Below are 12,649 nucleotides of genomic sequence, written 5' to 3' on the forward strand. Positions count from 1 at the left end.
GATCAGGTAACCGAGTCAGGAAGACATGAAGACATTACTGCGCCTGTTAAAAAGTTTCTGGTTCCTGGTCCCGATACTGTGGCTGATCAGCCTGGCTGTCTGCTGGTTTTTCGCCCCAAGGATCAGTTGGCTGCAAGGCTACACGCTCGAAGCGATGGCGATCATCAGCGCCTTCTACCTGCTGCTGATCGTACTGCGTCAATACCGCCGGATTCGCACCGAACACAACCTCGAGAATCTGGTTCAGATCGAAGTTGACCGCTCGCTGAAGTCCACCGGCGAGTTCCGTGATCAGCAAGTGCTGCGCGACCGCCTCAAGCATGCCATTGCCATGCTGCGCACCGATCGTTCGGCAGGTGGTGGCGGCTCCTCGGCGCTCTACGATCTGCCCTGGTATCTGGTCATCGGCATGTCAGCGGCAGGCAAGACCTCGCTGCTGACCCGCTCCGGCCTGTCGGCCAGCATTGCCAGCAGCGCCAATGACACGGAAAGCGGCACCCAGCACTGCGACTGGTACTTCAGCCCTGAAGCCGTGATGATCGACACCGCTGGCCGCTACCTTCGCGATGATCAGTCCGCCAGCGAATTCGCGGCGTTCCTGCGCATGCTCAAAAAGCAGCGCAGCAAAGCCGCCGTCAATGGTCTGGTGCTGGTGGTCAGCCTGCCGGAACTGTTGGCCTCCTCTTCCGCCGAACGCAACGAAATGGGGGCGCGCCTGGTCACGCGCATCGAGGAATACACCGATTGCCTGGACGCCAATCCACCGATCTACCTGATGCTGACCAAGACCGACCAACTGCCCGGATTCAACCAGGCCTTCGACGGCATGGACCTGAACGAGCGCCAGCAGCCGCTCGGCATGACGTTCGGGCTGAACGAGATCAGCACCGAAAGCCTGCGCACGGTGCTCGATCGCAAGCTGGCGAACCTGCAGGCGCATGTCAGTCGCCATGTCGATGCACAGATCATCGCGCTGGGTGCCGATGCCAACAGCGCCCTGCTGAACTTCCCCAACTACTTTGCCGAGCTGTCGGCGATACTCGAGCAGTTCCTGCAGCATTTCGCGCGCAGTAACGTCAACGGTACTCAGTTGTTGCTGCGCGGCCTGTATTTCACCAGCGCCCTGCAAACCGACAAGCAACTGACACCGGTGTATGAAGACGAGCTGTCGGAGTCGTTCGTCCTGCGGCCGGCGAAGCCATACGGTGCAGTGGAGGAAGAGGAAGAAGAACACCGGAAAATCAGTGATCGCAGTTACTTCATCACCGATACCTTCCGCCGCGTCATTTTCCCTGACCGTGACCTGACCCTGTACCAGTCACGGCATGGCCGCGACCGCTCTATTGGCCCGATCGTCATCGCTGCGGCGCTGTTCGCCGGGCTGGCCTTCATCGGCTGGCAGGCCCTGTCGTTCCAGAAAAACCGCGAGTGGCTGGCCAACATCAGCCAGCAGTTGCACGACCTGGAGCAGTCCCCGGACCGGGCACAACGCCTTGCCTCGGGCCAAGGCCTGGAGCTGCTGCGCAATCAGCTGGCAACCATCGAGAAATACCGCACCAAGGGCGTACCGCTGCAACTCAGCGGCGGCCTGTACCGTGGTGACGATATCTACTTCGCCACCCAGACCGCCTACTTGCAGCAACTGCGTACCCAGGCGCTTGAGCCGATCACCCTGAAACTGCAATTGCAGATGCGTGAATTCAACGAGTTCGCCAAAACCATGGACCCGCAGTATGGCTTCGGGGCCGCCCCCGCAGGTTCCGACAGCAAAACCGGCAAGGCGCGTGCGCAAGGCCGGAAACTGCTGGACCGTGGCGCTCGCAACGTCGCTGCAGGCCGTCCGACCAGCCTTAGCAGCATTCCGCGCAGCACCGGCGACGTGACCAATCGCCTGACCGGCGCCGCGAGAAACACGGCCAGCCAGACACGCAGCGAGGCCATCGCCGCACTGCGTAACCCGGCCACCGCAAACGATGCGGCCGAGTTGTCGGCCACCACGGGCGGTCTGTCGCTGTCGGAGGAAATGCTCGGACGACTCGATGAACGGCAGGTGGCATCCATCATCGAGTCATACAACGCTCTCAAGCTTTATCTGATTCTGACTCAGCCGACCACGCACCCGGAAACCGAGTTCGTCAACGCGGCGTTGCCGGTGGCCTGGGCGGATATCTCCAGTGAGGCCAATCCGATCAGCGACGACGTCATTGAGGACAACTCGCCGGTCTATGTACAGTTGCTCAAGAACGGCGACGCGCCGGCCATGCCGCGTAATGAGCAGTTGATCGACGAGACCCGCAAGAGCCTGAAGTTTTTCATGATCTCCAGCTCGCTGGTGGACCGTGAATACCTGCGCCTGCAACTGGAGTCCAGCCGTCAGTTCCCCGCTATCGGCCTGAATGATCTGGTGCCGATGCCGGGTCGTCAGTTGCTGTACGGTTCGGAAGCTGTGCCTGCGATTTTCACCCGTCAGGGCTGGGAAGAGTTCGTCAAGCCCGAGCTGATCAAGCTGGTGTCCGGCAATCTGCGTAACGAATCGGACTGGGTGCTCGACGGTGAAGGCGGCGACAGCGTGGTGCAGAAAGCCAACTTCGTCCGTGAGTTCATGTCCCGTTACAAGCGTGACTACACGAAAGTCTGGTACACCATGATCGACAGCGTGGGCGTACGTCGCTTCAGCGACATGGCCAACGCCACGCAGCAGTTGTCATTGCTCAGTGACGTGCGCAATTCGCCGGTCAAGCTGCTGTTGGCCTCAGTCAACGACAACACGCAATGGGACGTCCCTGCAGTTCGCGAGGCGCAACAGACCGGGGTCAAGCGCGACGATGGCTTCTGGGGCAAGGTCACCGGCATCTTCGACAACAAGGAAGCGGCCGCCAGCGTACTGGTCTCGCCACTGCCTGCGGTGGATGACGGCAGTCTGGCCAAGCGTTTCGAGCCTGTATCGCGGGTTTTCGCCACACAGAATGCCGAAGGCGCCGACAGCACCATCATGGATCGCTACCTGGCAGCGCTGCGCAAGCTCAAAGTGCGGATGAACAACATCCAGCGCTCGCAGGATGTCGGCAAGAGCAGCAAGCAGTTGATCAGCGAAACCCTCGAAGGGCAGCCGAGCGAAGTCACCAACGTACGTAACTACGTTGAAACCACGGTCGATACCAGCCAGGGCGGGCTTTCCACTTCGCTGCAAAGCCTGTTCAGCCTGCCGATTCAGTTCGCCTGGGAAACGCTGCGCGATCCGGCTGGCGAACAGATCGCCAAAGCCTGGGCCAAACAGGTCGCCAAGCCCTGGGAACAAGTCATGGCTCACCGGTACCCGATTGCTGCGGACAGCCGCAACGAGGCCTCGGTGAAAGACCTGCAGCGCTTCGTCGATCCGGAGTCGGGCCTGCTGCCCAACTTCAAACGCAATGAAATCGGCAATCTGTCCGATGGTGAAGGGCTCGGCATGGGCAGCGGGGCCAAGGCGACGCCGCTGGTCAACCCGAAAATGGTCAGCAACATCGACAAGGCCAGTTCGCTGGGCGAAGTCATCGCCAGCCTCTCGGACCGCGACAACGGCTTCGAGATCATGCTTGAGCCGTCGGCCTACTTCACCGATATCATCTTCACGCTGGATGGCCAGGAGCAGCACTACCGCAACGGCAAGACCAGCTGGAGCCGCTTCTCGTGGCCTGGCACTACCACAGCGCCAGGCGCACGCCTGGATGTGGTCACCCTGTCCGGCGAACGCATTACCGTGTTCGACTACACCGGCCGCTGGGGCCTGCTGCGCATGAACGACAGCGCACGCGTCGCTGACCTCGACGGCATCCAGCAACGATTCAGCTGGAACACGGCCAAAGGGCCGGTCAGCCTGGTGGTACGCAACTATGGCGGCGTGAAACTGACCGACCTGGCCAACGTCAAGGCGCTGAGCGCGCTTAACGCAACCGATGGGCGGACCAAGTGAGGATGCACATGCTGGATCTGGAGGGCGGTCGATGATTGGCTGCTTCGGAAAAGTGCCCGCGAGCGCAGATTTCGTCAGCCTGCATGGTGCCAGCGACGATGTCTGCGAGTTCGATGCATGGCTGCAGGGCGCGCTCGCCGACATGCAGCACCGCGAGGACTGGCGCACGCTGTTCGATCGATTGCCCGTGTGCTTTTTCAGCTATCGGGCACGCAGCGGCAACTGGCTGGTGGGCGGTTTGATCAGTTCCCGGGACTCAAGCGCTCGGCGTTATCCGTTCTTCATCTTTCAAACGGTGAAGTCCAGTGACGCCGGGCTGTTTGTGAACCCGTTCACCCTGAGCGAACTGTTCGCCGGGCAGATCAAACCGCTGCTGCACATGGCCGCGCAAGGCGAAAGCACGGCGGTGCTGTTCGAACGCATCAGGGCCTTGCGACCGCTGCAAGGTCAGGATTTCGAGCTGTTCAGGCGTGTGCATGAGAAGTTTCTGGTGAACTTCACCCTGCGCGACATCGCGACCTCGCTGGAAAGCTCCTACCCGGAGTTCATCAGCAACGCCGTGCTCACCAGGCTGCAGGCGCTGAGCCGTCCGTCGTCCAAGGCACCCGTTGGTATTTCACTGCCACTGCCGGCAGAACGAGGCTTGAAGAACCCGACAGCCGATCTGTGGGTCAACTGGCTGACACGCATCGAACCGAACAGGGCGGTGCCGCAGATCAGCATTCTGGCGGATGATTTCATGCGCCCCCGGCTGTTCTGCTTTGCATCCCGCAACACCTCCGGCGTGTACCGGGTGGTGACGGGCGTGAGTGAGCATTCGGAGAGTTATGACGTACTGGCACCCTTCGACACGTTCGACGAACACCACCGAGGCCATGTGTTTCCAGACATTGACCGCCCTCTTTATGACGTTATCGACCGCTTTGTCGATGTGCTGGATTTGAAGCCCGTATGAACAAGATCAAATACTACTTTTTGCGCTACCAGCCCTACGTTCTAGGGGTCTGCTTTTTCCTGGCGATCTTCATCGTCTGGAGCATCGGCCGTGCCCTGGGCTTCAGCTCGATGAACAGTCTGCTGACGGGGATCGGCCTGTTTCTGCTGTTGTCGGCAGCCTATGTGCTGTTGCTGTACCGAGGTGTATCACAGCACCAGAACCTGGAAGGCCTGCTGCGTGACGACGCCGATCAGGCGGTGCTCAACGCCAGCCCGGCAGACCGTGAAGAAGTCAGCCTGCTGCGCGAGCGCCTGCTGCAAAGCCTCGAGCGCCTGCAGAGCAACAAACCGAACGGCAGCAACTCCAAGGACGCGCTCTACGCCCTGCCCTGGTATCTGGTGGTCGGTCAGCCCGCAGCGGGCAAAAGCACCATGCTCTATCAGTCGGGCCTCAACTTCCCCTACGCAGAACGCGAAGGCGCACGCGTGGCCGGTTTGGGTGGCACGCGCAATTGTGACTGGTTCTTCAGTTCGGAAGCCGTGCTGCTGGACACGGCCGGTCGCTACATGAACGATCAGGAAGAAGCCGGCAAATGGCGTGCTTTTCTGCAATTGCTGCGTCAGCACCGCCAGCGCAGACCGCTCAACGGCCTGATTGTCACCGTCAGCATTCATGACATCCTGCAATCCTCGGTGGAGGACCAGGAGCGCATCGCCAAGCGTCTGCGCGAACGTATCCAGGAAACCCACGCGCTGCTGGAAGTGCGTCTGCCGGTGTATCTGGTGTTCACCAAGTGCGACCTGGTCCCGGGCTTCGTGCCGTTCTATCGCCAGCTGGACGATATGGCGCGCGGCGAAGTGATGGGCAAGACCTTCCCGCACAAGGGCTTCGAGCAAGCCGACTGGGGCCAGCGCTTCGGTGTGGCGATGGATGAACTGATCAATTACTGGAAACAGATCGCCAACCAGCAACTGGTGCTTCAGGACATCCAGGTCACTCGTCAGGACACCGCGGTGTATCGCTTCCCGCTGGAGCTGGAAGCCTTGAAACCGCGCCTGCTCCTGTTCGTCGATGCTCTGCTGCGCGCCAACCCGTATCAAAGCGCCGAGATGCTGCGCGGTTTCTACTTCACCAGCGCACTGGACGCCGATCAGCCCGAGATGGGCGGACACACCCGCCAGGTCACTGAGCGATTCCAGCTGGAAAGCGAGCAGGAAGCTGTCGATGGCAATGTCCAGCCGCACCCGCTGTTCATCAACAGCCTGTTCCGCAAGGTAATCATCCCCGATCAGCATCTGGTGGCGCTGTACACCACCAACCACCGCGAGCGTCGCCGCAAGGCCGCCTGGATCGGTGGCGCAAGCCTTGTCGCGTTGCTGCTGTGCAGTCTGTGGGGCTGGTCGTACTGGAACAACAAGGACAACATCCAGTCCATCTCCAGCGAACTCGCTCAGGCCGCAGCCGAGGACAGCAAGGCCACCGGGCAGTACACCGAGTGGCAAACGCTGGATCGCATGCGCTTCTGGACTTCGCTTTACTACGACCGTCATCACGACGAGGGCGTACCACTGCGCTTGCGTCTGGGTCTCTACCGGGGCTATGACGTCGAGCCGTTGCTGCGCACGCGTTATTTCAACCGTCTGGAAACGGTGATGCTCAAACCGACCGCAGACAACCTGACGCGCTCGCTTTACCTGCTGACCACCATCAAGGTCTACCAGCGTAATGCCAAGGACCTGATGCCGGTCACCGGTGTAGACAGTGTCGAGCCCAAGGCGCTGCCGCCGGATAACCGCGCGCAATCCATCGCTGCCTTCGGCAAGGCCACGCTGGACACTTACGTGATGTTGTCGCGCGCCCAGCGTGAAAAGGCCGACCCGGCGTTCCTGAAAGCGAAGATGCCTGATTACTGGTATCCGGCTATTGCGCGTCAGACCGGCAAGACCATCACCGCGAATGCCGAGGCAGGCTCCAATCAGGACTACGAGTACGCCAGCCGACAGATCAACTTCTACAGCGATCAGATTCACGAGCTGGACGTGCCACGGATTCTCGACAACGCATTTCTGACATCCAGTTCGCGTAATTACATCAACAGCCTGTTGACGCAGTCGTTGAAGGCTATCGAAACGATCACGCTGGAATCGGACACGCTGTTTGCCTTTGGTCGTGCCGATTTCCAGAGCCTTAAAACCGAAGGTCAAAATCAGTTGAGCGCGATCGCCGGCAAGCTGTTGAATACACCGAACATCGGCAAGATCGTGATTGCAGGTCACGCCGACCAGCTGGGCGACCCGCAAAGCAACATGCAGGTGTCCAAACAGCGCGCGCAGACCATCAAGACCTACCTGGTCGGCAAGGGCGTGCCCGCCGAGCTGGTGGACGCGATCGGTGAAGGCAGCGAGAAGCCTCTGGTCAAATGCGACATGCAGCAACCCAGAGCTCAGTTGATTCAGTGCCTTGAGCCGAATCGACGCGTGGAGATCGAAGTACGCGCGCTCAATTGATCGCGCGCTGGCAAGCAAACCGAAGCCCGGGTTGTCCCTATGAAACCTTGGCCGTGGCAAGAGAACCTTTCTTGATCGTTTCAGGAAGGTTAATCAAAAGGGCCGTGTTCTGTCCGCAGACGCCACGGCTTTAAATGAAGAAGGAGAAGCAGAAAATGGCATTTGACGCATACATCCAAATCGACGGCATCCCAGGCGAAGTTCTGGACGACAAGCACAAGGACTGGATCGAAGTGTTGGGCTACGAGTTCGGCGCTACCCAGGCCACCTCGGCGACCGCAAGCTCTTCGGGCGGTGCTTCGTCCGAGCGCGTTGCACTGAGCGACTTCAGCATCCGCAAGTCTGTGGACAAGGCTTCCGCCAAGCTGTTCGAAGCGTGCTGCAAGGGCACTCACATCGCCAAGATCCAGCTGAACGTCAACCGTGCAGGCGGCGACAAGCTGACCTACCTGACCATCAACCTGGAAGAAGTGGTTGTGTCTTCCGTGAAGGCGGTTGCTGGCGGTAGCCAGAAAGGCGAAGACAACGCAGTCAGCGATCTGCCGATTGAAGAAATCAGCTTCAACTTCGCTCGCATCAAGACTACCTACACCCAGCAGAGCCGTTCCGATGGCCAGGGTGGCGGTAACGTCACTGGCGGCTGGGACCGCACTGCGAACAAAGTATTCGCATAAGTCCGTGACACATCGGGTCGCGCAAGCGGCCCGTCTTCAACACCGTGTCTGCCCAGGCACGGTGTTCTTTTATCCTCTGATCAGAGTTGACTATGTCTGAATTTCTCAACGACCTTTCGCTTGCCGATCTGACGGCACCCATCAACGGGGGAAGTGGCGAGGACCTGAGCTTTTCCACCCTGTTCGATCAGGTCAAGGAAGCTCGTCGAGCAGACCCCGACTACCTCACCCAAGGTGACTGGCAAACCGATCTCAAGTCCTCGGACTGGGAACAGACCATCACGTTGGCCGCACAGGGCCTTGCCGAACAAAGCAAGGACCTGATGCTCGTCGCCTGGCTCAGTGAAGCCCTGGCGCACAAATACCACTTCGTCGGCATCACCTTCGGCCTGACCGTGGCCGAACGGATCCTGCAAAACTTCTGGGACGATCTGTACCCGTCTCTGGAAGATGGCGTAGAAGAACGTGCCGCCCGCCTGGCCTGGCTGAAAACCACGCTGACCGAAGTCGTCGGCGGGCTGCCGATCACACAGGGGCAGAACTTCGGCCTGTTGCGTTACGACGAGTCACGCCACGTTGAAAACCTCGCGCTGCAAAACCCCAAGGCCATGCAGTCCGCTGTTGAAGAAGGCAAGATCAACGCCGAAATCTTCCAGCGCTCGGTGGTCCTGACCGACTCGGATCATCTGCGCCTCAAGGCCAGCGAAATCGCCGCCAGCCTGTACGCCTGCCAGCAGCTCCAGGCCACTGCCGACACCCTGTTCGGCCGCGACGCGCCGAGCCTTGTCACCCTCAGCGACATCCTGCAACGCGCCGGGCAACTGACCGAAAAGCTGCTCAAGGACCGCGGCATCGAACTGAGCCCCGCCCCCGCCGCCGCTCAGGCCGCCCCCGAAACCGTCGTCGACCAACCCGCAGGTGCCGTGATGACCCAGGCCAGCCAGGACAGCGCGTCCGCACCACTGCGCACCACCCCGACCACACGCGACGAAGCCTTCACCATGCTCGCCGGCATCGCACAGTTCTTCAAAAACACCGAACCGCAAAGCCCCGTCCCGTACCTCATCGAGCGCGCCATCAAGTGGGGCAACATGCCGCTGGAAGGCTGGCTGAACGACGTTATCAAGGACAGCAACGTCGTGGACAGCATTCGCGATGTGCTGGGTACGAAAGAGCCTAAGCAGTAAGGGCAGTTCGTAGGATCGGTCTGTATGAACGTGCGTACAGACCATCAGGAAACGCACCACAGGACGAGTCTGTCTGTACGACTGACGTGCCCATGATTTACCCGTATTTTGTGTCATACCCAGCGCTGCAACAGGGAACGACCATTCACGTGATTCACACACATCAGGGATTAGAGAATGAACACGTCAGACCCGGTAAACGCATCAGGCCACTACAGCGACAAATGGAAAGAACGCTTCGCCTTTTTTGAAGCGCACGGCGGCCCAAGCGCACCGGGGTTCAGACCTGCGCTCAAGCAACTGCCCTTTCTGAAAAAAGTGAAAATCAACTTCAACTTCTTCGCGTTCTTTTTTGGGCCGGTTTATCTGTTCATCATGGGGCTGTGGAAGAAGAATCTGTCCTTTATCGCGATCATGATAGTGGTGTCCGTCGCATCGGACATCGTGATGGAAATGTTTGATTTTCGCTACGCCAGAGAGGCCAGCTCTGCACTCGGTTTTGTATTTAACGCGCTCTACGGGCAGCTGACTAACTATGCCTATTATCTCAATGAAGTGAAAGGCAAGCAGAGCTGGAATCCCTTTGAGGGGATACGTTGGTAATGCGAGCACATGGATTCTATTTCAGGGAGATTTAAATGTTTGAACCTGTAGCCATTACAGCAGTATTACTGTTTTTTTTAGCGCTGGGATTTTTTACTGTCTACGCGCCGATTAGAACCATTGCTTCGTTGATTCGGCGTAACAATCCTCTTGACCGTGTGTCGCGGTTTTCTTACGCCATGTCGACCTGCTTATCATTTCCCGCGGCAGGCTATGCATTCCTCGTTGCTTTCGTTGATTCGGACCAGACCGAAACGTTTTTATGGCTTTCGGCCTATCTTTTTTTACAGGCAATAATGATGGCGGTACTGATGATTAAAACCAGAGGACGCTCAAGGCTTGATAGATTTTTGTAGCTTCCTGGCGTTCGCCTCACACAGTTGAAGTCTGCCGTTTGTAAATCCTACCTCTCATTTGGGCAGGCATGGAGCCATTACTCACAAGGAAGCCAATATGCGACCAATCATCGTGATCAACGATCCTACCTCCGATGCAGGTCAGGTCCTCGAGGGATCGCCCAGCATGTTCATAAACGGTTTGGCCGTGGCACGGGTCGGGGACCGAGTGTCTTGCCCACATGGTATCGGGACCATCGTCAGCGGAGATGAAACCCTGCTGGTGGACGGCCGCCCGGTGGCCCGGGAAGGTGATTTCATTTCCTGTGGTGCGCGGCTGATGGCAACGCAGCAGGACACCGTGGACCTCTAAGGAACAGAGATGAATACAACACTCAGCAGCAACGCACCGGGAGCCTGACCATGACCACACCTGTAATCACCACCCCGGTCGCTACCAGCAAAAACATGTCGTGCAACATCAACATGCCGTGGTTTCTACACAACACCGAGTACTACCCTAGAGAAGCCACTTTTGAGCCTTTGGTCAACGGCGAGCGCGCATTCGGCGCGGTGTACGATGCGATAATGGTTGCCAAAAAGAGTGTTGAAATAGTCTGCTGGGGGTTTCAGCCTTCGATGTATTTTAAGCGTGGCGATAAAAGCTCTATGTGTATCGGAAAACTTCTGGCGATTAAGGCCCAAGCCGGAATTCAAGTAAGAATCATCTGTTGGTCTGACTCACTTCACATGGGCCAATTTCTGGAAAACACTACACCAGGAGATAACGTCAGCAACTGGATTCCCGGCCTTGATGATTTTTTTCACGCCAACTCGGTTACAAAAGAACTAGGCCTTGATAGCGTGAACAAGAAGCTCGAAGAAAGGCGCGCGCAAGCCGAACAGAATCGAGATAAGGAACAAATCCAGATTGACAAGATGTGGTATCGCCAGGTCCGCCTCGCCTACACGGGTGCTGAAACTGGCCCTATCCAGCTAGGTCAACGCTTTTTTCATGTAATGATGTGGGGCACCGACGAATCTCTCAAAATCAAGAATTTAGAATTCGTCACTCGCGACTTTTCCGTCACCGACCGTGTGGAAATTGCATGGCAATTGCAAATGAGAGCACTTGATCAAGATCGCAGTAAAACTAATAAGGTCGTAAGTACAGGGGCTATGTTCGTCGCACCGAGTCACCATCAAAAAATGGTGCTTATTGACTATGAAGTTCCGGATATTGCGGTGGGCTTTGTCATGGGTCACAACTCATTGGACGCCTATTGGGATAAGGATGATCACAGCGCGACAAGAATGCCAGCTCATGAGGGCCGCAACGGCGCAACTCCGCGTCAGGATATTTCCAGCCGAGTTACCGGCCCGATACTCGAATACTTGAACCACAACTTTACTGAAGCGTGGTTGCGCGAAACAGGCGTTGACCTTTTGACACCTAGACAACATATTGCAAACCAGCTGAAAGCCAGAGATGGGTTCGGTCCTAAAATGATGGCTCAGGTTCTGCGGACTCAGCCTCAAGAAGATAAGCGTGATATCAGGGAGATGTATATCAAGGCCGCAGGCAATGCAAACAGTTTTATGTACATAGAGAACCAGTATTTTCGCTGGCCACCTTTGGCGGAAAAAATCAAAGAAAATGTCCGTCGTCAATTTGCAGACGGGCGGAGTTTGATTGAGCATGGCCCACTTTATCTTTTTGTCGTTACCAACTCGTCAGAAGAAGGAATGGGCGATGGAACAATCAACACCTATCGAATGCTCAGACAATTAGGTCGCCCCGAACTCATGCCTAATGTTGCGAGACTGGAGCGCAATAAAGAGCTGGAAGCTCAGGTCGCGCAAGCCAAGGAGCGTTATGATACCGCCAAAGGCAAGATCACCATTATTGAAGGCACCTACGGAAATTCATTCAATCCGGCAATGAGTAAACTGTGGGAATCACAGCGAAAAGCAGCCGCAGCGGCAGAAGCTGAGTACCGTGAATTAAAAGCCAAACTGCCTGCTGCTAGTGTAAAAACTGTGGAAAAGGTAGAAATTGAAGGCCTTGAGGTGCTGATTTGTACCTTGGTCGCTCCTGACTCGCCCCCCGAAGAATGGATGGACGTTTACATTCATAGCAAACTGATGATCATTGATGATGTTTTTACTACATTAGGCTCAAGCAATATCAACACACGCAGTATGGAAGTCGACAGCGAGCTGAATATCTGTGTTGAAGATCCAGCTGTGACTAAGCCATTGCGCAAGCATTTATGGGGAATACATTCCAATGGGAAGGGCAGCGGAGATGATATTGGAGAAGCATTTGATATCTGGACCGAAACTGCAGTTTACAACTCAGCACTTCGTCAAAAAACCAAAGACAAGGCAAGCCCCACGGCATCCTTAACAGAGTTCAGAAGAGAAAGTGCTTCAAGAACAAATAAGGACTAA

General features: G+C 57.1%; 9 protein-coding genes. All 9 read left to right on the plus strand.

Going from position 1 to position 12,649, the window contains the following annotated elements; all coding sequences use genetic code 11:
- Positions 1-25 precede the first annotated feature (25 nt).
- Positions 26-3,952 (plus strand): type VI secretion protein IcmF/TssM N-terminal domain-containing protein, encoded by a 3,927-nt coding sequence (locus tag AC54XV_RS26215; RefSeq protein WP_058399519.1) that lies wholly within the window; start codon positions 26-28, stop codon positions 3,950-3,952.
- Between the two features lie 31 nt (positions 3,953-3,983).
- The gene (gene tagF / locus AC54XV_RS26220; RefSeq protein WP_003401903.1) at positions 3,984-4,907 is read left to right on the plus strand and encodes a type VI secretion system-associated protein TagF; all 924 of its coding nucleotides are present in this window, start codon (positions 3,984-3,986) and stop codon (positions 4,905-4,907) included.
- On the plus strand, positions 4,904-7,396 hold the full coding sequence (tssM, locus tag AC54XV_RS26225; RefSeq protein ID WP_058399518.1) for a type VI secretion system membrane subunit TssM: 2,493 nt from the start codon (positions 4,904-4,906) through the stop codon (positions 7,394-7,396). Before tagF ends, tssM begins: the two co-directional genes overlap by 4 nt.
- Positions 7,397-7,551: 155 nt before the next feature.
- The gene (locus AC54XV_RS26230) at positions 7,552-8,070 is read left to right on the plus strand and encodes an Hcp family type VI secretion system effector (RefSeq protein WP_003318810.1); all 519 of its coding nucleotides are present in this window, start codon (positions 7,552-7,554) and stop codon (positions 8,068-8,070) included.
- A 92-nt stretch (positions 8,071-8,162) separates the two neighbouring features.
- Positions 8,163-9,257 carry a type VI secretion system protein TssA gene (gene tssA, locus AC54XV_RS26235; RefSeq protein ID WP_003343647.1) on the plus strand — a complete coding sequence of 365 codons (1,095 nt, stop codon included), beginning with the start codon at positions 8,163-8,165 and terminating at the stop codon, positions 9,255-9,257.
- A gap of 177 nt (positions 9,258-9,434) precedes the next feature.
- The gene (locus tag AC54XV_RS26240) at positions 9,435-9,860 is read left to right on the plus strand and encodes a DUF2628 domain-containing protein (RefSeq protein WP_058399517.1); all 426 of its coding nucleotides are present in this window, start codon (positions 9,435-9,437) and stop codon (positions 9,858-9,860) included.
- 35 nt (positions 9,861-9,895) lie between these two features.
- Positions 9,896-10,216: a hypothetical protein gene (locus tag AC54XV_RS26245; RefSeq protein WP_024642643.1), complete on the plus strand. Its 321-nt coding sequence runs from the start codon at positions 9,896-9,898 to the stop codon at positions 10,214-10,216.
- A gap of 97 nt (positions 10,217-10,313) precedes the next feature.
- Positions 10,314-10,568, plus strand: a complete 255-nt coding sequence (locus AC54XV_RS26250; protein WP_003401893.1) for a PAAR domain-containing protein — start codon at positions 10,314-10,316, stop codon at positions 10,566-10,568.
- A gap of 50 nt (positions 10,569-10,618) precedes the next feature.
- A complete protein-coding gene (locus AC54XV_RS26255; RefSeq protein ID WP_032657311.1) occupies positions 10,619-12,649 on the plus strand; it encodes a phospholipase D-like domain-containing protein in 2,031 nt (676 codons plus the stop codon).

It is taken from the genome of Pseudomonas fragariae (ex Marin et al. 2024), assembly GCF_059621105.1.